The sequence below is a fragment of the Roseivirga seohaensis genome (assembly GCF_001592945.1).
GTDB lineage: Bacteria > Bacteroidota > Bacteroidia > Cytophagales > Cyclobacteriaceae > Roseivirga > Roseivirga seohaensis.
Genome location: NZ_LRPB01000003.1, coordinates 71797 through 94575 on the forward strand (window position 1 = coordinate 71797; position 22779 = coordinate 94575).

Below are 22779 nucleotides of genomic sequence, written 5' to 3' on the forward strand. Positions count from 1 at the left end.
TTAGAAATAACCCCCTTAAAACATTTCACACTAAGTTTTTCTTATTTGTCGACACCTAAATGGTTTACCATTTATAGATAGAAATAAAAAACTAGACCCGAAAACAGAAACCGCTCAGCAAGCGGTTTTTTTATGCCTTAACATTTCTACTCTACTTTCCCGAATAGACTAAAATCAACTATCTTTATTTTTCTGAACTAGGCCACATTTAAATGAACCTCAAACTCTTTTTTAGTCCCGTAGATATTTCTGAAGAATTACCTGCCAACAGCGTTGGTCATTCTGTTCAAACCTCGGGTAGCAATAATTTTGATATTACTCAATGTGACATTGCCCTTGTGGGCTTGACGGACAACCGAAGTGTTGGAGAAGCAGAAGGTGAAAGTGATGGCGCAGATAAAATTAGAGCCAAGTTTTTTCAGCTAAAGAAAGGTGCTGGAAACTACAGAATTGCCGATTTAGGCAATTTGAAAAGCGGAGAAAGCCTTGAAGACACCAACGACAGATTAAGAGAAGTCTGTGAGTTTTTACTCCGACATAAAATCCTTCCGTTGATTATTGGCGGATCGCATGACCTTAGTTTTGGGCAGTTTCAGGCCTATGAATCTTTGCCCGAACTGATTACTCTTTTAAATATAGACGCCACTTTAGACCTTGAACCAAAGGGCGATGAAAACGTTACTTTCTTAGACAAAATACTGACCTACACACCAAATTACTTGTTCTCATACAATCATTTAGCGCACCAAAGCTACTTGGTGGGCCAAGACCATTTGAGCGTGTTGGACAAACTCTATTTCGAAGCCATGCGATTGGGCGAGCTTCGTGAAAATTTTCAAGAAGCAGAACCCTTGGTACGGATGGCCAACATGATGACTTTTGACATCACTGCTATTCGCAGTGCCGATGCGCCTGCCAACCCCAATGCCCAGCCTTTTGGCCTAACGGGTGAAGAAGCTTGCCAACTTTGTTGGTATGCGGGAATGAATGAAAAATTAAGCTCCATCAGTATTTCTGGCTTCAGCCCAGATTTAGATGACCAACATGGCAAAACGGCTACGGTTATCGCAACTATGCTTTGGTACTTTGTAGAAGGTTTTTACAATAGGAAGGACAGTGGAAAGTTTGAGTCTAGTGAGTACACTCGTTATGTAGTTTCACAAGAAGGTACTGACGACACAATGGTTTTTTATAAAAGTAAGTCGACCGATAAATGGTGGATGTTGGTTACCTTCGGCACTAAACACAGCCAAAAAGCTTATCTGCCTTGTAGCTATAAAGACTACACCAATGCTACCCATGGCGAATTGCCTGAACGATGGATTAGGGCACAAGCCAAGTTGATATAACTTCTAGAAAAGATGACCTTATCAAAAAAACATTCCAGAGCAATAGTGATTGACGATTGTCGGTTTAAGTGGCTTGTCAGCCCAAATGATGGGCACAATGTGTTTGTTGCAGAGAAAGAAGATATAAAGGGTCAAAAAATTGAAGTTCATTTCAATACTGATATTAATTCCTTCTGGGTAGAATTCCCAAACGTAGTAAACTTGAATCTTAAGGTTTTAAAACCAAAAGATGCAGAGTCAATAATTAGGCAAGCTTTGAATGATGGGTGGAATCCAGAAAGAAAAGGGACACCTATGGTATTTGACTGGGAAAACGATACGATAATTAGGAGAAGCAAATAAAGAGATATTTGAAATTATAGAATAGTCAGAAAGCTTACCTTCCTTGTGGCTATAAAGACTACACCAATGCTACGCATGGGGAATTACCTGAACAATGGATTAGGACACAAGCCAAGTTGATATAATCCTCAGTAAAAACTTTCCAAAAGTTAATTCATGAAGTGTTCATTCTAAATATCAAGCAACTTTTGGAAAGTTAGTACAACATGAAAAAGCTCTTTGCACCGTCTGTGAAAGAGCTTTTTGCTGGGTCATTAAAATAAAAATGGTATTTTTCAACAATGATGAAACAGCTGGTTTTACCGTTGTTGTTTGAGTGTTATACACACTGAGTAAAAAACACCCTACTTATATTTATAAATATTCAATATTTATTTTGTAACTGATCGTTTTGTTTTTTAAAAACCTAACCACTCTACTTAGTCATATATCACCTTGTTTTAAATACTTATACCAACTTCTGATATTTCAGAATTCACAATTTGATGACATTGTAAGTTGAGCGTCTTAAATCACAAATGCTTAATTTTCAATAGAAATCAAGCCACTAAAGTCATGAAAATCAGATATATCGTTGCTCTATTTTTATTTCTAAGTATTCTAAGTTGTGAGCAAGAGGAAGAAGCCAATTGGCTCAAAGGAAATTTACACACGCATACCTATTGGAGCGATGGAGATGGTTTTCCAGAAATGGTTTTGGATTGGTACAAAAACAACGACTACCAATTTATTGCGCTTTCGGAACACAACATTATCGCCCGAACCGAAAAGTGGAAAAAGCTTCCGAAAAGCATGATCTACCAGCAAGCTTTTGAAGATTACTTGAAGAAATACGGTGAAGATTGGGTGGAATATAAAGAGGACAGCACGGGCATTAGCGTTAAGCTAAAAACCGAAACTGAATATAAACCATTGTTTGAAGAAGCTGGAAAATTTGCCATCATAACGGCTCAAGAAATTACCGATGGCTATGGCGGAAAACCATTGCATATGAATGCTACCAATGTGCAGGAACTCATTCAACCAAGGCATGGAAACAGCGTGGCCGAAACAATGCAAAACAATATTGATGCGGTGTTGGAACAAAGAAAAGCCACTGGAGAGCCTATTATGCCCCACATTAACCATCCCAATTTCGGCTGGGCCGTTACGGTAGATGACATGAAATCACTTCGCGGAGAACGTTTTTTCGAAGTATTTAATGGCCACCCTCAAGTGCACAATTATGGAGATTCCACTAGAATGGGCATGGAAGAAATGTGGGATCAAATCAACATTGCTTACCTCAACAGAAATCAGCCTATGATGTATGGCATTGCTACAGATGACAGTCATAATTACCATTTGTTTGGTGGACAGTACAGCAATAGCGGCCGTGGCTGGGTGATGGTAAACAGTAAATCCCTTGATGCTAAATCTATTATTGAAACCATGGAGGCTGGAAATTTCTACGCCTCAACTGGAGTCACCTTGGCTTCATTAGAACAAGAGGAAAATGAAATCGAATTGGAAGTTAAGGCCGAAGCTGGTGTGAACTATACCATTGAATTTATTGGAGTGAGAAAAGGAAGCGACAAAAGCGAAGTATTCGAAACGGTGAATGGCACCGAAGCCTCTTTTAAACTGACCAAAGAAATGCTCTTTGTCAGGGCAAGAGTTCGCTCTTCAAAAATTAAAGAAAACCCATTTCAAGAAGGTGATTATGAAATGGCCTGGACGCAGCCGATTTCACATTAACTATACGGCTAATTTTTCTTTTCAAACACCACTAATCCCGAAGCATTCTTCTCGTATTTAGCGATGTAGGAGCTATTAAACTCTGCTGAAAAGTTGACATCGCCTCCACTTACATCGGTTGGTGTTGGGCTGCCTTCGGGGAAGAAGTACACTTTAGTATTACCAAATTTGGTGTGGAGCATATAGTTACCATAGGCTTCCATTTCAGCACTTTCAGGGTCGGCTACGGTAACGATATACACTCGAACGACTGGCCCAGTATTGTTTTCGTTACGGTAAAAGGCCACTTCGGTAAACCCACCTTTGAGGTCGGAAACGGAAGGCAGACTAAATGACTGCCATAGCATAATAGCCACCAAAATGCCAATCACTAAAATCATCGCAGTTCTGTACTTTCGCATTTCCATATCAGATCAATCCTCTAGATTTCAGTTCAAGGTACTTGTTAATGGTGTTAACGCTCAACTCTTTTGGAGGCGTTAAAATAGTATGAATTCCGTGGGCCTGAAGCTCTTTCATAATCAGCTTCTTTTCATAAGCCAATTGTTCAGCAATTCCCTTTGTATACACTCCTTCCAAAGAATCCGCTTTGGTTTCAATGAGTTCCTTGACTTCCGTATTCTCAAAGAAAATACATACCAATAAATGCTGTTGATTGATTTTTCTGAGGTAAAGCAATTGCCTTTGTAAGGAAGAAACCGAAACGAAATTAGTGTAAAGTAGAATAAGACTTCGCTGCGTTACCTTCCGTTTTAAGGAAATATAGAGCTGTGAAAAGTCACTTTCTTTATAGGCTGTTTTCTGCTTATATAAATGCTCTAAAATTAAATTCAGCTGCATATTTCTGGAAGAAGCAGGCAAAACTGAATTCACTTTATGCTGAAAAGTAACCAAACCAGCCTTATCCCCTTTTTTCAGGGCGATGTTGGAAATCACCAAACTGGCATTAATCGCATAGTCCAGTAAGCTCATACCCTCAAAAGGCATCTGCATCATTCGGCCTTTATCAATTACAGAATATACCTGCTGCGAACGCTCATCTTGGAATTGATTAATCATCAATTCCGACCTTCGGGCAGAGGCTTTCCAGTTGATTTTCCGATAATCATCTCCAGCTACATAGTTTTTGATTTGCTCAAATTCCATGTTATTCCCAATCCGCCTGATTTTCTTGATACCGCTCTGCTGCAATTGATTTGAAATGGCGAGCAATTCGTACTTGCGCATTTGAATGAAAGAAGGATATACCGAAACTGCTTTGGGCTGCCCCAGTTGAAACCTTCGTTTCACAATACCTAGCTTGGTAAACACAAAGGCGTTAATGATTCCAAAATCATATTCACCACGCTTTACCGGGCGAAGGGAATAATTAATATTCTTGACCTCTCCAGGTTTTAAAGCCAGGTTAAATTGCTGATTTCTAATCTGAAACTGCACGGGCAATTCATCGAAAACCTGAATAAATACTTGTTGTTGAAACCGATGTTCTAGAATAATCTGAATTGAATTTTCATCTCCGTTAGAAAACTTTTCGGTCATTATTCTTTCTGCCATCAATGGTCTTTTTTGCTTATACAAAAGCAGCGTATCGAGCACTAGCAGTACCAAAGCCAGATAGAAGAGCGTTTCTGCTATAGCGGCTACTGCAGGAACAGCAAAACCAACCATAAACAAAAACACCAAAGCCCCTGCTACGGCAAAAAAACGATTGGTGAGATAGAAAGACTTGATGTAATTCATTAACGCGGTACTTCAGTTTTAGCAACCAACTGATTGATTACTTCTTCGGCAGTAACCCCTTCCATTTCCTTTTCAGGTGTAAGAATAATTCTATGAGTGAGCACAGGAGAGGCCAAGAATTTAATATCTTCTGGTGTTACAAAGTCGCGTCCCTGAATGGCTGCGAAAGCCCTTGCGCCATTGAGCAGAGCTAAAGAAGCACGAGGAGAAGCTCCTAAATAAATGGCATGGTCATGACGTGTCTGAGTCACGATTTCAGCAATGTATTTAAGAAGTTTTTCGTCTACTACAATCTCGTTTAAGGTAGATCGGTAGGTAGCTATATCCTGCGCATTGAGCACTTTAGAAACGCCTTCGAGTTGACTGCCTTTTCTAGCCGCATGGCGGGTTAATATTTCTGTTTCTTCATCGAGTGAAGGATAACCGATTTCAATTTTGAATAAAAAACGATCGAGTTGCGCTTCTGGCAGTCGGTAAGTTCCTTCTTGCTCAATTGGGTTTTGCGTAGCCAAAACAATGTAAGGCTCCTCCATTTTATGCGTAGTTCCATCCACAGAAACTTGGCGTTCTTCCATTACCTCGAAAAGCGCGGCTTGGGTTTTTGCTGGTGCTCGGTTGATTTCATCAATAAGCACAATATTCGAGAAGATAGGGCCTTTTCGGAATTCGAACTCGGAAGTTTTTACATTGAAGATTGAGGTGCCGAGCACATCTGAAGGCATAAGATCGGGCGTAAACTGAACCCGAGAAAAATCTACATCAATACTCTTCGCTACCAGCTTAGACGCCAATGTTTTGGCTACACCCGGCACACCCTCTAAAAGAATATGACCATCGGCAAGAATAGCGGTTAAAATCAAATCGACCATTTTCTTTTGGCCCACTATCACTTTGCCAATCTCCTCACGGATTTGTTCTACACCTGCCTTTAGTTTTGTCAGGTCTACCCTGTTTTCGAATGTATCTTGATTTTCCATATGTTATACTATTCCGTAAAATTCGTTCATTAATTTTTCCATCATCAGAAGTTCGCCTTCTTCGATCATATCATTTGCTTCTATTCGCTCTACTAATTCTACCAATTCAAAAACCTTTGCCTTTTCAACGCCAGATTTTCTTGTGAGCTCTAGTTTAAAAGCCTCGTCTAATTTATCTGTTCTGAGCATGTAATGACTTCGTACATAATCTTTCCAAAACAGAATTCTTTTTTGCGCTAAGTTTTTATGGTTCTTCTGTTGATGATAAAGCTGCCCCAGTGTGTTCACAAATTCAAGGGTGGCATTTTTCACTGGCGGAATCACTGCAATAATGCGTTGCCTTCTTTTAGATTCAAATAAAATGAAAATGAATACCGTAGCCAATAGAATGAAAATGGCCCACCTTAAAGCAGGGTAACTCAACAAAGCCCTTATTTCGGAGCGCGACTCAAGTTTACCCATCTGGTAATATTCTATATGTATTAAAGGCTCATCTTCAGGCAAAAGGCTCAACATTGAGGAAGCAAAAGCCGAAGTTTCTTCATGTAATACAAAGTAATTTGTAAAAGCCAACGGCATGGCGCTCAAATACAAATTACCTTGACCACTATTATATTTAAGCAGAACAGGTTTGCCATCTTCTCGCCAAGCCATTTCTGTAATGCTGTCGCTTTCTACTTTAGAAAAATAAGCTGCCGTAGTTAAAGTGGGGAAAACGAAAGTCTCTTCATTTCCATTTGGCAAGGCAAATCGCACCCTCGTTTTAGTTTCTTCTGCCAATTCATTTGCTATTTGGGTGAAGTCAGAAGGATTCAATCTTTGCTCCAAGTAGGCTTCAAAACGCAAAGAATCTTCAAAACGAGTAGAAAAATCTTGTGCTGCTAAAAAAACCGTATTTCCCTTTTCAACATGCTCTAAAAGCGAATTGAAGTCGTTATCATCAAAAATCAAATTGCCAGCAATTGCCAAGAAATTATCGTCTACCTCCTCTTGCTCTACTAGTTCATAAATGGTTTTAAAACTCGAAGGTACATCTCCCTGATCGAAAAGATCTTTGAGTAAATCGTGTGTAGCGAAAGTGCCAAAAGGAATACGGTCGCGGTAATGATATGTGACCGTCCAATCCTCAGATTTAGGCTTCTGCATTTCGTACACCACATAAATGGTAATAATGGCAATAAAGAATATCAGGTATTTTTTGTCTTTCATTTCTTTGAAGACTTTAAAGTTCCAATACGCTCTAAATGGTCTTTGGCCTTAGCAACCATGGTTTCGTTGGCTTCAAAATGACCATACCAAGTGTAATCAAAAAGGAAACTGAGGCTGGCAAAATCCTTTTCTATCTTATGACCCGACAATTCGTATAGATATTCTCGATTCGTTTTTCCCTTGCGAATAGCAATGAGGTTAGCATCTGATATTCTTTTCAAGGAATAGAGGTAAGTGAGGCGCACCGCAACCCTCCACTGCGCTTGGTTGATAGCTTGTTGAATTTCAGTTTCAAAATCAATTTCATGTAACGCTTCTTCATCTACCTGATAAGGCTTTGCTTCTGATTTAGCTTTCTTAAAAAGAGTTGTAGGCTGAATACCTGCTAATTTGACAATGAAAAATACGAAAGCCGCAATGAGCAAGCCATAGAATAGAATTTCTAATATTCCGCTTGTTACCGCAGAACCAAATAAGCTGTTAAACCAACCTACAATCCTATCCCAAAGTCGCTCCAGAAAGCCCTTTGGTTTGGCTTTATACACTTCGTATTGAAAGCGCTTATCGCTTCTGTATTCATCTAGCTTTTGGGCGTCAAAACTCCTTATCTCTGTTTGTGGAGATTGATGAGGTAAAGCTACCATAGCAGATGAACCCGCCCACGAAAACTGTAGGCTAAGAATTAAAAAAAGCAGCTTAATATGTCTCTTCATCCTCTGTTGTTCCGGCATCGTCCATTTGCTCAATTCTAGACATCAAACCTCTAGATTCTCTTCTTTCTACTAAATTAAAATACTGAAAAGCCAAAGCTAAAAAGCTGATAGAGTAGGTGAGAATAGCTCCAAAAGTTTCTAGAACAGAAAAGAGAATACTCAATGGATTACTCCCAAAATTTGACTCATCCAAACTACTAAAGTCACCTGATTCTTGAACAGATGTAAATACATCCCCAAATACCAAAAGGGTTCTAGGTAAGCTAAACAATCCACTAATTACATAGCCAATAATTGCCGTAACGAACAATAAACCTAAAGTGCTCCACCATTTATCCTTTATCAATTTAAAAGCCCTTCCAAAAGCATCGATAGGGTTGTTGTCTTCAAACACAATAATGGCCGAACCTAATGACAGCACAATCATTAAGTAAACACCAGGAATGAAGAAAAAGAACATACCAATCACCACTACAATGGCAGTTAGCACATTAAACACCAATAAATTGAATATTCTTGAAAGCAAGTTTTTAGTCACATCTGGTATTCGAATGTCAACGGGTGCTTTATGTTCATAAGCCCTCATATAACCATAAGCCACTGCAGGTAAAACTGCAGATGTAACCACTGCAGAAATCAACACCAAACCATAAAGGCTAAACATATCTATAATGATGTCTGGTGAAAAGCCTTGTTCTCCAAAATTGAACATTCCAAAAGAAAGCTGGCTCATCAGAATATTAGATAAGAGCAGTATTGGGCCAGATATAAGCAATTGAGCTTTGAGATACGGCCACGCGTTTTCGCGAAGGAAAACAAAGGTCATGTTCAGCTTGTCTCCAAACTGGCGCTTTTTATAAAATTCTATCTGCGGTGTATACGCCATTTTTAAACAGTTTTCGAGGGTAAATAATTATGTAATAAACCATAAAAGCCAATGATCCTAAAATGATGGCGGCTTTTAAAGCATTTGGCATTCCGAACAATCGGGTAACAAAAGATTCCAGAAAGCCAGCAATAATAAACATAGGCACCAAGCCTAAAACCACTTTAGCTCCCGTTAAAGCTCCTTTTTTTAAAGATTCAAGTCTAGAGTAAGTACCTGGAAACAACATTGAGTTGCCCATAATGAGCCCAGCCCCACCTGCCATTACTATAGATATAATTTCAATTGTGCCGTGAATCCAAATGGTAAGTACCGAAGTAAGCAAAAGCCCTTTTTGATAAAAGAAATATTGAAAAGAACCGAGCATCACTCCGTTCTTAAAAAGCAAAAACCCTGTGCCTACAGAAGCTACAATACCCGCAGCAAAGGCCATAAATGACACCCGAATGTTATTGAAGGTAATGGCAAAAAACATATCTGTTTGTGCCATAGAAGCATAAATACCTAGAGGTTTTCCGCTCTCAATATTAGCCAAAGTTCTATTTACATAGCTATCTCCCAATATAAGCCTTACGAAAGTATCGTCTTGAGCGGCAGAAAATGCGCCTATTAAAGAAGACAGTAAAAAGATGATCAATGAGTAACCGAACTCTTTGCGATGAACCCAGAATATTTCGGGCAATTCCACCTGCCAAAACCGTACAAACCGGCCCGAGCTCTGTTTCTTATTCTTATAGATGTATTGGTGAACTTTTGTGGAAAGGTTGTTCAAATAAACAGTAATATCACTTTTAGGATAATGCGTTTTAGCATAGGCCAAATCGTCTGTAAGCTGAATAAACAAACTCGCAAGCCTATCTGGGTCTTTTCTGGCTTTGGAGGAAATTTGCCTTTCGAACTCTTCCCATTTACTTATATTTGCTTTTACGAAAGCGGATTCCCTCATCTTTGATTCGTATTTAAGTCAAAAATTATTCAATATAAGTTCATATGCAAGCGGTAAGCATTCAAACCTCACAAAACATTCAATTAGAGTATCCGCTTGCTGGTATTGGCGATAGAATTTTGGCTTTTGTTTTAGATGCCATAATCATTCTCAGCTTTTTCTTTATCACCAGTGTAACACTAGCAGCAACCGGTATATCAATGAGCGTGGCCATGAATGTAATGCTGAGTATAGTGGCCTATTTATACCGGTTAATTTCAGAAGTATTTTTTAATGGTCAAACCGTAGGAAAAAAAGCCTTGAGCATAAAAGTGGTAAAACTGGACGGAAGTGTTCCTTCTTTTGGCGCCTATTTTCTCAGGTGGCTTATGGAACCCATAGATTTTTTCATTGTAGGGCTTGGGGTAGTCTTTATTATTTTGACGAAAAATGGGCAGCGTGTTGGAGACCTTTTAGCAGGAACAACGGTAGTGAAAATAAAGAAAATTACTGCCACCAACGTCAGAAATAAAATCATAATGGAAACCGTAGATGAAAACTATGTACCGAAAATACCCGAAGCTACACAGTTAACAGACCATGAAATCCGTTTGATCAAAGATGCTTTATCTGTTTTTAGAGATGGAGCCAAAGAAAAACCTCTGCTGCTCATTGAAGAAAAAATCAAAGAGAAGTACAACATACAAAGTGACATGCCTACGGTGAAATTCATGTATACATTACTAAGAGATCACACCTATTACATGACGAAGTAGAATACTTAAAACTGCTTTTGTGTTCTATAAAAAGAAATCAGCTAGAGTTGGCCATGGAAATTAAATCATACACCCCTTCACAATTGGCACTAAGAAATGGTCAAGACCGACCTGAAATATGGGTGGCTTATCAAGGGCGAATCTATGATGTAACTTCTTCACGCCTCTGGAAAAAAGGCATGCATTATGAACATTGGGCTGGTCAAGATTTAACTAATGAACTTTCCGATGCACCACATACCGAAAAGGTGTTTGAAAAATTCTCTATTATAGGAATTCTCTCTTCCTAACCCTGCCCAATTCATCAAAATACTGTGCTATAAGTGACCGCTTTGTGTACGTTTTCGTTACACATTTTTTACAAATACGAACACATTTTTCTTTTAATTCCCTAATTATCAGTAAGTTAATTTTAATGGCACGTGCATTGGATAAAGAATAGCATGTCGAATAGAAAAAATCAAAACAACAATTTAAACAACACGGTCATGAATAGCTCAAAGGTTAAAACTCAAAAAAATTTAAGTGCATTATTAGGTCTAGCACTTGCGGTCATCACATTGTTTCAGGCAGGTTCAGTAAAATCGAACGAATCTTCTGACAGAAGCTTAACATCAATCGAAGAAGCTGAATTAAGAGCTGAAATCGATAGCATCTTTCCTGATGATGGATTAACAATCACAGAGAGAGCTTATGCAGAAATTGAGGCTGAACAAACTAATTACGTAAAGGTTTTTAATGCCAATAACGAGTTGGTCGCTCAAGGCATTACTATTGAAAATGAAGAACTGAGAAGATTGGTCAATCAAGCAGATTTTCTTATTCAGGTACCAGGTCAGAAATATTACAGAATATCAGAATAAGTCTTGGCTAGAGCATTCTAACCACAGACACTATTCGAAAAGTCAAAGTCAGTTTAGTTTAATAAGGTCAATTTTAGTTAAGAAAGCCGCCCAACGGGTGGCTTTCTTTTTTTAGCCAAACTTTAACTCAGTATAGAACCAAAGTACCTTTTACTGAAAACGCACTGCCTTCAATTCTTCGGTCAGTGCACGCCCACGTTTTTCAATTTTCTCTTCACCAATAGGTACAAGTAAATTTTTAAACAATTTTAAATGGTCTTCTGAATGCTCCTTCCCTCTTTGAGCCTTAATATCAAAGTGGAAAAACTTCGTCCACAACACGGCTTTTACATGTGTTTTATGAAGGTCGTACATTACCATTTCGGCTTGTACGTACTTTTCGGTATAATCAATCAGCCTTGATTGCACAATCACTTTCTCCATGACAAAAACTGGCCTAACATAGGTCATTTCGTGATGCCCCACCACCCAGGCTCTTCCTTCTTCTTTGGCCATTTTAAAAACATTGAAATCATAAGTATTGATGAGATGGTCTTCTCTAACATTCAACATATAATCTAAATACTTAGAGTTATTGAGATGACCATAAGGATCGCAATCTTGAAAACGAACCAATACTTGACTTTCGGGTTCTTTAATTAATTCTTTCATCATAACATTAATAGACCAGTCTGTCTAATTTTGAGTTAAAAAATTTTTAGCTATTCAGAATAATAGGAATATATATTTTCTGGTTTTTAAGGTATTTAACGTCCTTATGTGCTTGGCTTAAAACAAAAGCACCTTCAAACATTGCATATAACTGCTCTGCTTTTTGGTTGGCTTTAGATACTCCTCTGCGTTCTAAGTAACCTGCCAAATTTTCTTGCCAGCCTTTGAAGATATTCTCGCATGCCAAACGAATATCTTCATCCATTGAAGTGGCCACAACTGCTACTGCAGTAATCGGGCAAGCGTCTTTGTAGTCTGATTCAAGCAAATCATTAATCATAACATCTACCATTGCCGACAGTCCTTCTAGTGCAGGCTTGCCCCTTAATGCCTCACCATACTTAAGCATTTGTGCTTCGCCTCCATATTGAATGGCTTGGCGAATAAGCCCGTTTTTACCATCAGGGAAATGGTGATATAGCGAACCCTTAGGTACACCCACTTCTTTCAGCACTTCAGAAATACCCGTTCCGGAATAACCCTTTCTCCGGATTAATCCTGCGGTTACCTGAATAAGCTTGTCCTTTGTCGATAGCATGTTCAAAGTAAATAAAAATAGACCGATTAGTCTAGTGATTCAAAAATTATTTTCCTCCACTCCAATAAAACAAAAAAAGCCAACCGTTTTTCAACAGTTGGCTTCTCATTTATATTAAATCGAGTACTACTTAACTTCTTCGTACTCTACATCAGATACATCACCTGACTTTGAATCGTCACTGGCACCAGTATTTGCATCTGCTCCACCTTGCGCACCTGCAGCGTCAGCTCCTTGGCTCGCAGCGTACATTTCTTGAGAAGCAGCTTCCCAAGCCTTGTTCAAAGTTTCCATTGCGGCATCAATACCGGCAATGTCTTGACTTCCGTGAGCAGTTTTCAAATTAGCAAGGGCTTCTTCGATTGGCTTTTTATTGCCTTCTGAAAGCTTGTCGCCATATTCTTCTAATTGCTTTTCTGTTTGGAAAATCAATGAGTCAGCGGTATTCAATTTCTCAACCTTCTCTTTTTCCCTTTTGTCAGACTCAGCATTGGCCTCAGCTTCTTGCTTCATTTTATTGATTTCCTCCTCTGTTAAACCAGAAGAAGCCTCAATTTTGATTTTCTGCTCTTTACCTGTGCCTTTATCTTTAGCCGAAACGCTCATGATACCATTGGCATCGATATCGAATGTTACTTCGATTTGAGGTACACCTCTTCGTGCTGGTGGAATATCACTCAAGTGGAATCTACCGATCGTTCTGTTGTCTTTCGCCATTGGTCTTTCACCTTGCAATACGTGAATTTCTACAGAAGGCTGATTATCGGCAGCAGTAGAGAAAACCTCTGATTTCTTGGCCGGAATAGTAGTGTTCGACTCAATCAATTTAGTGAACACGCCACCCATGGTTTCGATACCTAGTGAAAGAGGCGTTACATCAAGTAACAATACATCTTTTACTTCACCAGTTAATACACCACCTTGAATAGCTGCACCAATCGCTACTACCTCATCAGGGTTTACACCTTTTGAAGGTTTTTTACCGAAGAATGCTTCTACTACTTCCTGAATTTTAGGGATTCTTGTAGAACCACCTACCAAGATTACTTCATCAATATCTCCAGTGCTATAACCTGCATCAGACAAAGCCTTTTTCACTGGCTCCATTGATCTTTTTACCAAGTTGTCTGCTAAAGACTCGAATTTTGCTCTTGACAATGTTCTTACCAAGTGCTTTGGCACACCGTCAACTGGCATAATGTATGGCAAGTTGATTTCAGTAGAGTTAGAAGAAGACAATTCGATTTTTGCTTTCTCCGCAGCTTCCTTCAATCTCTGAAGTGCCATCGGATCTTTTCTCAAATCAATTCCTTCGTCCTTGTTGAACTCATCTGCCAACCAGTCGATGATTACTTGGTCAAAGTCATCACCACCTAGGTGAACGTCACCATTAGTAGATTTCACTTCGAACACGCCATCGCCCAATTCTAAGATTGAGATATCGAAAGTACCTCCACCTAAATCGTACACTGCGATTTTTTGGTCTTTGTCTTTTTTATCCAAGCCATATGCTAAAGCTGCTGCAGTAGGCTCGTTAATAATTCTCTTTACTTCTAAACCAGCAATTTGTCCAGCTTCTTTTGTAGCCTGACGCTCAGCATCGTTAAAGTAAGCAGGTACAGTAATTACTGCTTCTGATACTTCTGTTCCTAAATAATCTTCGGCAGTAGACTTCATTTTCTGAAGAATCATTGCAGAAAGCTCTTGAGGAGTATACATTCTATCACCGATTTTTACTCTTACGGTGTCGTTATTCCCCTTTTCAACTTCGTATGAAATACCTCTTAGTTCTTCAGAAACATTCGAGAATTTCTTTGCCATAAATCTCTTAATAGAGCTTACAGTATTTTTAGGGTTAGTGATCGCCTGTCTCTTCGCAGGGTCACCCACTTTACGCTCTCCGTTACCATTGTCCAAAAATGCCACAATAGACGGAGTTGTTCTTCTACCTTCGCTATTAGGGATTACCACAGGCTCATTACCTTCCATTACGGCAACGCACGAGTTGGTAGTTCCTAAGTCAATTCCAATAATTTTTCCCATGATGTATAAATGATTTCTTTTCTGTTGCTATTTAAACTCACTCCGTATTTATCAATGGTTGTGCCAAAGGAATTAGCCTGACATTTGGTGACACAATGACAGAAACGGACACAAAAAAAGTCTAGCCGACTGACTAGACTTCTGTTTTACAAGGCCAAAACCAGTTTTAAGCCATCTCAACGTTTTCCAAAGTGAAGGTAAAAGGAGTAGCATTCGCTCCATATCCGCCACCTGTCATTACAATATCGGCAGAGGCAATGCCTAAAAGTGAAATCTCTGTATTAATACTACTAATGATAGCCGAATTCATGATTTGACCTTGAGTGATTTGAGAAGCTACTCCAATAAAAATTGTTGGTTTGAATTCAAAAGCTGCTTGTTGAGCAGGAACAATATTTGATTTCAAAGCAGCCACACTCCCATCTCTATAAACATAACCACTCACGGCTCCCTTTTGAAGAGAATTTTTAAGCACAATTTGATTTGCTGCAGTGGCTGGACCTGAGTATTGAATTAAATCACCAGAAGGTGCCAAAACCATTTCGAAAGCCTGCCCAGGCATGGCAGATAATTTTGGAGTATAGTTTCCGTAACTATCGCTCATGGCTACTTGATATAAACTTGAATAAGTAAAAGGATGGTAATCTCCTTGACCACAGTTCTTAATAACTTTCCATGCTACTGCAATTTCATCGAAGTCTGCGGCTACGTTTTTCTGAAAAATAACGATCTCTGAGTTATTCTGATCGTTGGATTTGTTAACAAAATTCAATTGTACTGTGCTCATGAGGTAAGGTTAGGCTTTTATTATACAATAAATATGATTAAATATTTTCGAACAAAAGTTAAAACTATTAATCTCTAAAACCAACTAATACAACAATCAATAATTGCAGGTTGCTTTCAAATAGCCTACACCTATTTTGACCTAAACTCAGATTTTGAACCATATTTTCCTGACTACGCTCTGAATGCCTAACTTGCTAAACAAATGACAGAAAAATATGGCTGCTATTTTTTATTACCTCTTTGTTAAGCCAGTATCGCTATTACCATTGCGGCTCACTTATGTGATTTCCGATATTTCATGCTTCTTTATATATAGAATTTTTGGCTATCGAAAAAAAGTGGTGACCACTAACCTCAAAAACTCTTTTCCAAATATGTCCGAAAAGGAGATTAAGGAAATTAGAAAGAAATTTTACAGTCACTTTACAGATTTCCTATTTGAGAGTTTTCGGAATTTCAGTATTACTGAAGAAGAAACATTGGCTCGTTTCAAGGTTGTCAACCCTGAAATTTTAAAACCGTTTGCTGATGCCAACCGAAGTGTGATTATTGTGGGTGGCCACTATAACAATTGGGAAATGCTGGCCGTTGGCATCGACCATTATATTGAACATCAAAGCGTGGCGATATACCACAAACTGGGGAACAAGTTTATAGACAATAAAGTGTTAAAATCGAGATGCAAGTTTGGTTTGAAGCTTATCTCACGTCCAGAAGTAAAATCCTTTTTTGCGAATGACAATCAACTCACCACAACGATTTTTGGATCAGATCAATCGCCTAGTATAGCCAAGAAGGTATATTGGACTCGCTTTTTGAATCAGGACACTCCGGTAATGTTTGGGGTTGAAAAATTCGCCAAAGAAAAAAACTACCCTGTGGTTTATGGCGGTATTCGGAAAGTAAAGCGCGGCTATTATGAATTCGAGCTTGAATTACTTTTTGACGAACCTACTTTATGTAAGCATGGCGAAATCACAGAGGCGCACACCAAGTGCCTAGAAAAACAAATTATTGAAGATCCTCAATACTGGCTTTGGACGCACAAGCGCTGGAAAAGAAAGCGAAAGCCAGAAGAATTAGATGAAGCCAAAACAGTTAAAGATCAATTGGCTGAAATTAAGGTTTAAAGCTATCCTGCCGTTGGTCAAGAATTCTGACCTCCATACATTGAGTAAAGAGCATGTGCCTCGCACTTTTTCTTTTATCTTTGCAGCTTAATTCAAAAAGCGTATGGGTTTAAAGGAGGAGATAGCAAAAAGAAGAACTTTCGGAATTATTAGTCACCCCGATGCGGGAAAGACTACTCTGACTGAAAAACTACTTCTTTTTGGTGGAGCAATTCAGAAGGCTGGAGCTGTAAAATCCAGCAAAATCGATATGCACGCGCGCTCCGACTGGATGGAGATAGAAAAGCAGAGAGGTATTTCTGTGGCCACTTCTGTAATGGCTTTTGAATATGAAGGCATGAAGGTGAACCTACTCGATACTCCTGGTCACCAAGATTTTGCCGAAGATACTTACCGAACATTAACAGCAGTTGATTCTGTTGTGATGGTGGTGGATTGCGTAAAGGGTGTGGAAATCCAGACAGAAAAACTGATGGAAGTTTGCCGTATGCGTAACACGCCTGTGATTTCTTTCATCAATAAAATGGATAGAGAAGGCAAAGACCCTTACGATTTATTGGAAGAAATTGAAGGCCGCTTAAACATCAATGTTCATCCGCTCAGTTGGCCAATCGGTATCGGAAAAAACTTTAAAGGGGTTTACAGCCTTTACGACAAAAGCTTAAGACTTTTTCAACCTAGCAAGCAAAGACTCTACGAGGAAACCGTAAAATTATCGGACATTAACAGCCCCGATTTAGAAAAATATATTGGAGAAAAAGACGCGAACCAGCTTCGCGAAGATGTTGAGCTTCTTCAAGATTTATATGGCGACTTAGATGTAGACGCCTATTTGAATGGAGAAATCGCTCCTGTATTCTTTGGCTCTGCCGTGAATAATTTTGGAGTGAAAGAGCTTTTAGACACTTTCCTTAAAATTTCACCCAAACCACTGGCCAGAAGTACTGACGAAAGACTGGTTGAACCCACAGAAGAAAAGTTTACAGGTTTTATCTTTAAGGTACATGCCAACATGGATCCAAAGCATAGAAACCGAATTGCTTTCTTGAGAATATGTTCAGGTAAATTTGAAAGAGGAAGCAATTATTACCATACCCGTCAGGATAAGAAGTTTAGGATTTCGCAAGCCACCGCTTTTATGGCGCAGGATAAAGAAACCATTGACGAGGCTTGGCCAGGTGACATCATAGGCTTGTACGACACCGGCAACTTCAAAATTGGGGATACGCTTTCTGAAGGAGAAAAAGGTACTTACAAAGGCATTCCTAGCTTCTCTCCAGAGATTTTCCGCGAAGTAATTAACCGCGATGCCATGAAAACCAAGCAACTTGAAAAGGGCTTGAACCAACTTATGGATGAAGGTGTTGCGCAGTTGTTCAGTTATGAATTAGGGTCTAGAAAAGCAGTGGGTGTAGTAGGACAGCTTCAGTTTGAAGTAATTCAATACCGATTGAAAAACGAATATGGAGCTTCTGCCGACTTTGTGCCAATTCAGGTACATAAGGCCTGTTGGTTCTCTTCAAAAGACCCTAAAAAACTGGATGCCTTTATTGATTCTAAACAGCGCCATATTGCCAGAGATAAAGATGGTAAGTTGGTGTTTATGGCCGAATCAAGGGCTTGGCTACAAATGGTTCAGGATAATTTTCCTGAAATTGATTTTCACTTTACTAGCGAATTCTAATGGAAAAAATAGTTCAACCTATCTATGAAGACAATCACCTGCTGATTGTTAATAAACCTGCTGGAATACTGGTTCAAGGTGATAACACTGGCGACAAGCCATTGGTAGACTACTGCAAAGACTACATAAAAGAGAAATACAATAAGCCTGGGGCCGTGTTTTTAGGCGTGGTTCATAGAATAGACAGGCCAGTAAGTGGAATTGTGGTTTTTGCTCGTACCTCAAAGGCACTGGAAAGAATGAACAAACTTTTCTCAACCAGAAAAGTGCAAAAAACCTATTGGGCTGTGGTGAAAAGAAAACCAAGACAACCCGAAGGGAAATTAATCAGTTGGTTGAAAAAAGACCCTTCTAAAAACATTACCACTGCCTACGATTACCAAGAAGAAGGTTCGCAAAAAGCCGAACTTGATTTTAAGGTTTTAGGTAAATTGAACGATCATTACCTGATTGAAGTAAAACCAATTACTGGTCGTCCGCATCAGATTAGGGTTCAACTTTCTGAGTTGGGCTGCCCTATCCGTGGCGACTTGCGTTATGGTTTTTCTAAACCGAATCCAGATAAAAGCATTAACCTACATGCCAAAGGACTTTATTTTGAGCACCCAATAAAAAAAGAGCCTTTGATCATCCGCGCTGGTTTGCCTAACGATCAGTTTTGGGAGCAATTCCTAACCTTAGAGAAGATCAAAATCAAGGACAAAAACGTAGATAAAATTTACTAATTAATACAAAAGCCAATTTTAAAACATGCAGAACGATCCAGAATTAAACGGCAAATACTTGGGCACTATTACCAAGGATTTTGTGCTGGTGGCCGATACATTGAAAGAAGCGGCTTACCAAGTAAAAAAGAGGGGGTTCTCTGAATTCCCAATCTTCCCTATTTCTAAAACCGACATCTCTGTTGGGCAACTATTAATAGGAAAGAATGAAATGAACACTACTTGGAACTACTCTATTACCTACTTAGATGAATTTGTGCAGCGCAAACTGGTAGAAGATGAAGAGGCGTTCAAAAAGGCTTACAAAGATCCTGATGAATTTTGCTGCCTTTTCGTAGTAGATCAGGAGTTCACCAACTTCCTTTTTATCCCTTATCCTGAAGATTAAATCTCGAACCCTCCAAAAGTTCTCCTTTTAGCATTTGACTAGGTGATTTAACATTGTCAATATTGTTATTTCAACTTTTGGAGGGTTTATAGGCTATAGCGCTTCATAACCAATCCTCAAATTCTTCGTTCTCTTTTCAATATATTCCATTAAATTGATGTATGGGGGAAATTGCGGAAGAAACAAGAAACATGGTGCGCGGCCTGCTGACCAAGCTTTCGGACATGAGGACAGGTTTAACATGGAGAATCAATAATACTTATAGCAATGGCATTGACAATACCGTGCTCGAAATCCTGATTTTTGAAAGTCGTGAACAAACAGGAAGAATCGCTTTTCAGCTTGAAGATGGCCATGTTATTAACTACCGCTATAAGGAAGTAAAAAAGCAATTGCCTGCGCAAATCATGGATGTACTTTTAGATGTAATCAGTTTTGAAATGACGGTTGCTTAGTTTCTTCAGCTAATAGCTTAGCGTAGCCTTCCATCAGTAGTTTCGTTTTAGCTCCTACTTTTCCGTCAGCAATTTCTTGATCATCAATTTTTACCACAGGCATTACCTTTTTATTTGTGCTTGTTATAAAAACTTCTTGAGCTGCCAAAACCTCTGATAAAGCAATTGGCCTTACTTCAACTACGAAACCAAGCTGAGGAGCCAAATTCACCACATTCATTCGGGTAATCCCAGGCAAAACGCCTTCTTCATTTGTAATCAGTTTGTTTCCTTCTACTAAAAACACATTACTGCGCGAAACCTCACTGATATAATGGCCATCATGATAAAGCACGTCAATATGCCCTTTCTGCTTCCATATGGGCTCTAACCGAACTGCGGTAGCATAATTGGTGGTTTTCACTTGGGGCATTTCGCGGGTAAACTGATGTGTCATTAAACTCACTCCCTCTGCATAAAACGATGGATTCGTTTCCGAAACTGCCGTATTGGTAATTACTAAATTGGGTTTTCCAGCCGAAAAACCATCGGGCGAAGCACCACCCGTCATTAACACTTTGACGCCCGAAAGGGGAAACTCATTGTGCTGAATAATCTTAAAAATGGCAGTTTCTATTTCATTTCGAGAGAAAGGAATTTCCATTCCCAACAAAAGCGCAGAGCTTTCAAAACGGTTTAAATGAGCCTCCATAAAAGCAGGCGCTCCATTATACACTTTGAAATAATCGAAAATTCCGAAACCGCGTAATACGCCTACATCATCAATTGAAAAGGTAATTGACTCTTTTGGAACAAATTTACCGTTGAAGAATTGGATCGCTTGCATAACTGAAAAATTATGGAGCAAATATGTCTAAATTTTCAAAACTGAGTCTTACCATTGCAGAAAAACTAATGAGGTATCAGCCGTTAGCCCGAAAAATTATAGATTAAAGAAAAATTGCTCGATTTGCTGAAATGGCTAAAGACTACTATCAAATATTGGGGGTTACCGAAAACGCTGATCAGCAAGAAATTAAAAAGGCATATCGACAAAAAGCACTTGAGCTTCACCCCGATGTAAACCCATCCCCGGAAGCTGTTGCTGTTTTTCAAGAAGTGAAAGAAGCTTATGAAGTTTTAGGCGATGCAGAAGCCCGATTGCATTATGACAGCGGAACGATAATTATCAATTTCGAAGATTTTGAAGAACCCGCCCAAAGGCAGTATTACCAGACTGAACCTCAGCCCGTTCCTACCAATTTTAAAATCTATGCTAAACAAAGCACGCGATTATGTGCATTAGCGCTGGTTTTCAGTTTAACCTTCTTCTTTGACTTCTTCGTTCAACGCAATTTAGGCAATGTAGAAGTTGAATATGCCGAAGTGAGTGATTACAGTGGTAGAAATGGCGGTCGTTATTTTATGAATGTGGCAACCACAGCCGGCAGCTTTAAGACTGTAACTTATGGAAGCTCAATTTATGCGGGTGAAATTCTTGAAATGAAAAAGAGCCACATTTATGGTTTCCTCAAATACAAAAGGGCAAGCGAAACACGATTTCAATTCACCTATAATACTCCTTCAATGATATTCTTTATGGCGGGGCTTGTGTTGCTGGCTGGAATTTTCGGAATTATTCCCAACACAAAACCCGAACGAAAATTTAATGCTGCCATTATCGGCTGCTTTTTCAGCCTTACCTTAGTTATCTTCCTTTTGGCCGCTTAAATGATTCCAGCCCTGAGCTTTTAATTCCACCAAATTATTGTTTTTAGTTACCAATCTGTTCCCCTTAGTTAACTCTTGCGTATGGCCAATAAAATGGATGTCCTCGTGTTTTTCTAACTTTTCGTAATCCTCTTGCTTAATGGTGAAAAGCAATTCGTAATCCTCTCCTCCATTCAGTGCACAAGTAATTGGGTCGAGATTAAACTCCACTGCAGTTTCATAAGTCTGTCGGTCGATCGGAATTTTATCTTCATAAACCTGAATACCTACGCCCGAATGAGTGCTCAAATGCAAACACTCCGAAGCCAGTCCATCCGAAATATCAATCATAGAAGTAGGTACTACACCAAACTCAGCCAATTCATGAATAATATCCATTCTGGCAATAGGTTTTAGCTGGCGCTGAACAATGTACTCGTAGTTTTCTAATTGCGGCTGCAAATTTGGATTGGCCATAAAAGCCTGCTTTTCTCGTTCCATTACCTGAAGCCCCATAAAGGCACCTCCCAAATCGCCAGTAGCGCAAAGAATATCGCCAACTTTCGCTCCTTTTCTGTAGGCTACTTTTTCCTTCTCCACCTTACCAAAAACCGAAATAGAAATGATCAGTCCACTTTTTGAAGTGGTGGTATCTCCGCCCACAATATCTACTTGAAATGCTTTGGCAGCTGCTTTCATCCCTTCGTAAAGGGCTTCAATGGCTTCTACCGAAAAACGATTGCTCAAGCCTAAAGAAACGGTTACCTGTTCTGGTTTACCATTCATGGCAGCAATATCAGACACGTTTACCGAAATGGCTTTGTAGCCCAAATGCTGTAACGGCACATAAGATAAATCAAAATGCACTCCTTCTACCAGCATATCGGCTGCTAATAAACCATACTGATCACCAGTATTGATTACCGCGGCATCGTCTCCAATACCCGTCACAGTACTGTGGTTCTGTGTGCTAATTCCCTCGGCTAATCGATTGATCAATCCAAATTCACCTAGTTGAGATAATTCTGTTCTACTTTCTGACATGGCTTTTCCTCGTTTCGGTCGCAAAGATACTATTTTAGTCAATAGTCAGGTATCAGGTATCAGGTA

At 39.2% G+C, this 22779-nt stretch carries 25 protein-coding genes; 12 read left to right on the forward strand and 13 right to left on the reverse strand.

Going from position 1 to position 22779, the window contains the following annotated elements; translation table 11 throughout:
• Nucleotides 1-212 precede the first annotated feature (212 nt).
• From AWW67_RS02180 to AWW67_RS02190, 3 genes are all read left to right on the forward strand, one after another.
• On the forward strand, nucleotides 213-1349 hold the full coding sequence (locus AWW67_RS02180) for a formimidoylglutamase (RefSeq protein WP_062299938.1): 1137 nt from the start codon (nucleotides 213-215) through the stop codon (nucleotides 1347-1349).
• Nucleotides 1350-1361: 12 nt separating this feature from the next.
• Complete coding sequence (locus tag AWW67_RS02185; RefSeq protein WP_062299940.1) at nucleotides 1362-1691, forward strand: hypothetical protein; 330 nt, start codon at nucleotides 1362-1364, stop codon at nucleotides 1689-1691.
• A gap of 555 nt (nucleotides 1692-2246) precedes the next feature.
• Nucleotides 2247-3428, forward strand: a complete 1182-nt coding sequence (locus tag AWW67_RS02190; protein WP_062299941.1) for a CehA/McbA family metallohydrolase domain-containing protein — start codon at nucleotides 2247-2249, stop codon at nucleotides 3426-3428.
• A gap of 8 nt (nucleotides 3429-3436) precedes the next feature.
• Here the strand turns inward: AWW67_RS02190 and AWW67_RS02195 are convergent, their stop codons facing one another.
• Genes AWW67_RS02195 through AWW67_RS02225 form a run of 7 tightly spaced genes read right to left on the reverse strand, consistent with a single transcriptional unit; the run spans nucleotide 3437 to nucleotide 9899 of the window.
• A complete protein-coding gene (locus AWW67_RS02195) occupies nucleotides 3437-3829 on the reverse strand; it encodes a hypothetical protein (protein WP_260311261.1) in 393 nt (130 codons plus the stop codon).
• A 7-nt stretch (nucleotides 3830-3836) separates the two neighbouring features.
• A complete protein-coding gene (locus tag AWW67_RS02200; RefSeq protein WP_062299945.1) occupies nucleotides 3837-5168 on the reverse strand; it encodes a DUF58 domain-containing protein in 1332 nt (443 codons plus the stop codon).
• The gene (locus AWW67_RS02205) at nucleotides 5168-6145 is read right to left on the reverse strand and encodes an AAA family ATPase (RefSeq protein ID WP_062299947.1); all 978 of its coding nucleotides are present in this window, start codon (nucleotides 6143-6145) and stop codon (nucleotides 5168-5170) included. The genes AWW67_RS02200 and AWW67_RS02205 overlap by 1 nt, the downstream gene beginning before the upstream one ends.
• Before the next feature lie 3 nt (nucleotides 6146-6148).
• The gene (locus tag AWW67_RS02210) at nucleotides 6149-7354 is read right to left on the reverse strand and encodes a DUF4350 domain-containing protein (RefSeq protein WP_062299952.1); all 1206 of its coding nucleotides are present in this window, start codon (nucleotides 7352-7354) and stop codon (nucleotides 6149-6151) included.
• Nucleotides 7351-8067, reverse strand: coding sequence for a DUF4129 domain-containing protein (locus tag AWW67_RS02215; RefSeq protein WP_062299953.1), 717 nt, complete (start codon nucleotides 8065-8067; stop codon nucleotides 7351-7353). Before AWW67_RS02215 ends, AWW67_RS02210 begins: the two co-directional genes overlap by 4 nt.
• Nucleotides 8051-8953, reverse strand: coding sequence for a DUF7847 domain-containing protein (locus AWW67_RS02220; RefSeq protein WP_062299954.1), 903 nt, complete (start codon nucleotides 8951-8953; stop codon nucleotides 8051-8053). Before AWW67_RS02220 ends, AWW67_RS02215 begins: the two co-directional genes overlap by 17 nt.
• Complete coding sequence (locus AWW67_RS02225; RefSeq protein WP_062299956.1) at nucleotides 8922-9899, reverse strand: stage II sporulation protein M; 978 nt, start codon at nucleotides 9897-9899, stop codon at nucleotides 8922-8924. Before AWW67_RS02225 ends, AWW67_RS02220 begins: the two co-directional genes overlap by 32 nt.
• 44 nt (nucleotides 9900-9943) lie before the next feature.
• On the opposite strand from AWW67_RS02225, the gene AWW67_RS02230 reads away from it, so the two are divergent.
• The 3 genes from AWW67_RS02230 to AWW67_RS02240 all read left to right on the forward strand — a co-directional run bounded on the left by AWW67_RS02230 (nucleotide 9944) and on the right by AWW67_RS02240 (nucleotide 11517).
• On the forward strand, nucleotides 9944-10654 hold the full coding sequence (locus AWW67_RS02230) for an RDD family protein (RefSeq protein WP_062299958.1): 711 nt from the start codon (nucleotides 9944-9946) through the stop codon (nucleotides 10652-10654).
• Between the two features lie 59 nt (nucleotides 10655-10713).
• Nucleotides 10714-10944, forward strand: a complete 231-nt coding sequence (locus tag AWW67_RS02235) for a cytochrome b5 domain-containing protein (RefSeq protein ID WP_062299980.1) — start codon at nucleotides 10714-10716, stop codon at nucleotides 10942-10944.
• Between the two features lie 198 nt (nucleotides 10945-11142).
• Nucleotides 11143-11517, forward strand: a complete 375-nt coding sequence (locus tag AWW67_RS02240) for a hypothetical protein (protein ID WP_141655361.1) — start codon at nucleotides 11143-11145, stop codon at nucleotides 11515-11517.
• A 150-nt stretch (nucleotides 11518-11667) separates the two neighbouring features.
• Here AWW67_RS02240 and AWW67_RS02245 read toward each other — a convergent pair whose 3' ends face one another.
• The 4 genes from AWW67_RS02245 to AWW67_RS02260 all read right to left on the reverse strand — a co-directional run bounded on the left by AWW67_RS02245 (nucleotide 11668) and on the right by AWW67_RS02260 (nucleotide 15596).
• Nucleotides 11668-12171, reverse strand: a complete 504-nt coding sequence (locus tag AWW67_RS02245; protein ID WP_053225145.1) for an acyl-CoA thioesterase — start codon at nucleotides 12169-12171, stop codon at nucleotides 11668-11670.
• Nucleotides 12172-12214: 43 nt separating this feature from the next.
• The gene (locus AWW67_RS02250; protein WP_062299962.1) at nucleotides 12215-12766 is read right to left on the reverse strand and encodes a TetR/AcrR family transcriptional regulator; all 552 of its coding nucleotides are present in this window, start codon (nucleotides 12764-12766) and stop codon (nucleotides 12215-12217) included.
• Between the two features lie 126 nt (nucleotides 12767-12892).
• A complete protein-coding gene (gene dnaK, locus AWW67_RS02255; RefSeq protein WP_053225147.1) occupies nucleotides 12893-14809 on the reverse strand; it encodes a molecular chaperone DnaK in 1917 nt (638 codons plus the stop codon).
• A 166-nt stretch (nucleotides 14810-14975) separates the two neighbouring features.
• The gene (locus AWW67_RS02260) at nucleotides 14976-15596 is read right to left on the reverse strand and encodes a hypothetical protein (protein WP_062299964.1); all 621 of its coding nucleotides are present in this window, start codon (nucleotides 15594-15596) and stop codon (nucleotides 14976-14978) included.
• Between the two features lie 217 nt (nucleotides 15597-15813).
• On the opposite strand from AWW67_RS02260, the gene AWW67_RS02265 reads away from it, so the two are divergent.
• The 5 genes from AWW67_RS02265 (at nucleotide 15814) to AWW67_RS02285 (ending at nucleotide 19980) form a co-directional block, all read left to right on the forward strand.
• On the forward strand, nucleotides 15814-16728 hold the full coding sequence (locus AWW67_RS02265; protein WP_062299966.1) for a lysophospholipid acyltransferase family protein: 915 nt from the start codon (nucleotides 15814-15816) through the stop codon (nucleotides 16726-16728).
• Between the two features lie 103 nt (nucleotides 16729-16831).
• Nucleotides 16832-18412 (forward strand): peptide chain release factor 3, encoded by a 1581-nt coding sequence (locus tag AWW67_RS02270; RefSeq protein ID WP_062299968.1) that lies wholly within the window; start codon nucleotides 16832-16834, stop codon nucleotides 18410-18412.
• A complete protein-coding gene (locus AWW67_RS02275; protein ID WP_053225151.1) occupies nucleotides 18412-19137 on the forward strand; it encodes an RluA family pseudouridine synthase in 726 nt (241 codons plus the stop codon). The genes AWW67_RS02270 and AWW67_RS02275 overlap by 1 nt, the downstream gene beginning before the upstream one ends.
• 25 nt (nucleotides 19138-19162) lie before the next feature.
• Nucleotides 19163-19525, forward strand: coding sequence for a hypothetical protein (locus AWW67_RS02280; protein ID WP_053225152.1), 363 nt, complete (start codon nucleotides 19163-19165; stop codon nucleotides 19523-19525).
• A 161-nt stretch (nucleotides 19526-19686) separates the two neighbouring features.
• Nucleotides 19687-19980 (forward strand): hypothetical protein, encoded by a 294-nt coding sequence (locus AWW67_RS02285; protein WP_053225153.1) that lies wholly within the window; start codon nucleotides 19687-19689, stop codon nucleotides 19978-19980.
• On the opposite strand, the gene AWW67_RS02290 is transcribed toward AWW67_RS02285, so the two are convergent.
• Nucleotides 19955-20806 carry an aminotransferase class IV gene (locus AWW67_RS02290; protein ID WP_062299970.1) on the reverse strand — a complete coding sequence of 284 codons (852 nt, stop codon included), beginning with the start codon at nucleotides 20804-20806 and terminating at the stop codon, nucleotides 19955-19957. The two genes, AWW67_RS02285 and AWW67_RS02290, sit on opposite strands and share 26 nt — an antisense overlap.
• Nucleotides 20807-20937: 131 nt before the next feature.
• On the opposite strand from AWW67_RS02290, the gene AWW67_RS19240 reads away from it, so the two are divergent.
• The gene (locus tag AWW67_RS19240; RefSeq protein ID WP_062299972.1) at nucleotides 20938-21690 is read left to right on the forward strand and encodes a J domain-containing protein; all 753 of its coding nucleotides are present in this window, start codon (nucleotides 20938-20940) and stop codon (nucleotides 21688-21690) included.
• Here AWW67_RS19240 and thiL read toward each other — a convergent pair.
• Nucleotides 21664-22713, reverse strand: a complete 1050-nt coding sequence (gene thiL / locus AWW67_RS02300; protein WP_062299973.1) for a thiamine-phosphate kinase — start codon at nucleotides 22711-22713, stop codon at nucleotides 21664-21666. The two genes, AWW67_RS19240 and thiL, sit on opposite strands and share 27 nt — an antisense overlap.
• Nucleotides 22714-22779: the final 66 nt, after the last annotated feature.

Excerpts from the sequence above, each read along its gene's own strand:
- AWW67_RS02180 (WP_062299938.1), top strand. The coding sequence starts at position 213 with ATGAACCTCAAACTCTTTTTTAGTCCCGTAGATATTTCTGAAGAATTA.
- AWW67_RS02275 (WP_053225151.1), top strand. The coding sequence starts at position 18,412 with ATGGAAAAAATAGTTCAACCTATCTATGAAGACAATCACCTGCTGATT.
- AWW67_RS02205 (WP_062299947.1), bottom strand. The coding sequence starts at position 6,145 with ATGGAAAATCAAGATACATTCGAAAACAGGGTAGACCTGACAAAACTA.
- AWW67_RS02220 (WP_062299954.1), bottom strand. The coding sequence starts at position 8,953 with ATGGCGTATACACCGCAGATAGAATTTTATAAAAAGCGCCAGTTTGGA.
- dnaK (WP_053225147.1), bottom strand. The coding sequence starts at position 14,809 with ATGGGAAAAATTATTGGAATTGACTTAGGAACTACCAACTCGTGCGTT.
- AWW67_RS02265 (WP_062299966.1), top strand. The coding sequence starts at position 15,814 with ATGGCTGCTATTTTTTATTACCTCTTTGTTAAGCCAGTATCGCTATTA.
- AWW67_RS02240 (WP_141655361.1), top strand. The coding sequence starts at position 11,143 with ATGAATAGCTCAAAGGTTAAAACTCAAAAAAATTTAAGTGCATTATTA.
- AWW67_RS02245 (WP_053225145.1), bottom strand. The coding sequence starts at position 12,171 with ATGATGAAAGAATTAATTAAAGAACCCGAAAGTCAAGTATTGGTTCGT.
- AWW67_RS02250 (WP_062299962.1), bottom strand. The coding sequence starts at position 12,766 with ATGCTATCGACAAAGGACAAGCTTATTCAGGTAACCGCAGGATTAATC.
- AWW67_RS02195 (WP_260311261.1), bottom strand. The coding sequence starts at position 3,829 with ATGCGAAAGTACAGAACTGCGATGATTTTAGTGATTGGCATTTTGGTG.
- AWW67_RS02185 (WP_062299940.1), top strand. The coding sequence starts at position 1,362 with ATGACCTTATCAAAAAAACATTCCAGAGCAATAGTGATTGACGATTGT.
- AWW67_RS19240 (WP_062299972.1), top strand. The coding sequence starts at position 20,938 with ATGGCTAAAGACTACTATCAAATATTGGGGGTTACCGAAAACGCTGAT.
- AWW67_RS02290 (WP_062299970.1), bottom strand. The coding sequence starts at position 20,806 with ATGCAAGCGATCCAATTCTTCAACGGTAAATTTGTTCCAAAAGAGTCA.
- AWW67_RS02285 (WP_053225153.1), top strand. The coding sequence starts at position 19,687 with ATGGGGGAAATTGCGGAAGAAACAAGAAACATGGTGCGCGGCCTGCTG.
- AWW67_RS02190 (WP_062299941.1), top strand. The coding sequence starts at position 2,247 with ATGAAAATCAGATATATCGTTGCTCTATTTTTATTTCTAAGTATTCTA.
- AWW67_RS02270 (WP_062299968.1), top strand. The coding sequence starts at position 16,832 with ATGGGTTTAAAGGAGGAGATAGCAAAAAGAAGAACTTTCGGAATTATT.
- thiL (WP_062299973.1), bottom strand. The coding sequence starts at position 22,713 with ATGTCAGAAAGTAGAACAGAATTATCTCAACTAGGTGAATTTGGATTG.
- AWW67_RS02215 (WP_062299953.1), bottom strand. The coding sequence starts at position 8,067 with ATGAAGAGACATATTAAGCTGCTTTTTTTAATTCTTAGCCTACAGTTT.
- AWW67_RS02225 (WP_062299956.1), bottom strand. The coding sequence starts at position 9,899 with ATGAGGGAATCCGCTTTCGTAAAAGCAAATATAAGTAAATGGGAAGAG.
- AWW67_RS02280 (WP_053225152.1), top strand. The coding sequence starts at position 19,163 with ATGCAGAACGATCCAGAATTAAACGGCAAATACTTGGGCACTATTACC.
- AWW67_RS02200 (WP_062299945.1), bottom strand. The coding sequence starts at position 5,168 with ATGAATTACATCAAGTCTTTCTATCTCACCAATCGTTTTTTTGCCGTA.
- AWW67_RS02230 (WP_062299958.1), top strand. The coding sequence starts at position 9,944 with ATGCAAGCGGTAAGCATTCAAACCTCACAAAACATTCAATTAGAGTAT.
- AWW67_RS02210 (WP_062299952.1), bottom strand. The coding sequence starts at position 7,354 with ATGAAAGACAAAAAATACCTGATATTCTTTATTGCCATTATTACCATT.
- AWW67_RS02260 (WP_062299964.1), bottom strand. The coding sequence starts at position 15,596 with ATGAGCACAGTACAATTGAATTTTGTTAACAAATCCAACGATCAGAAT.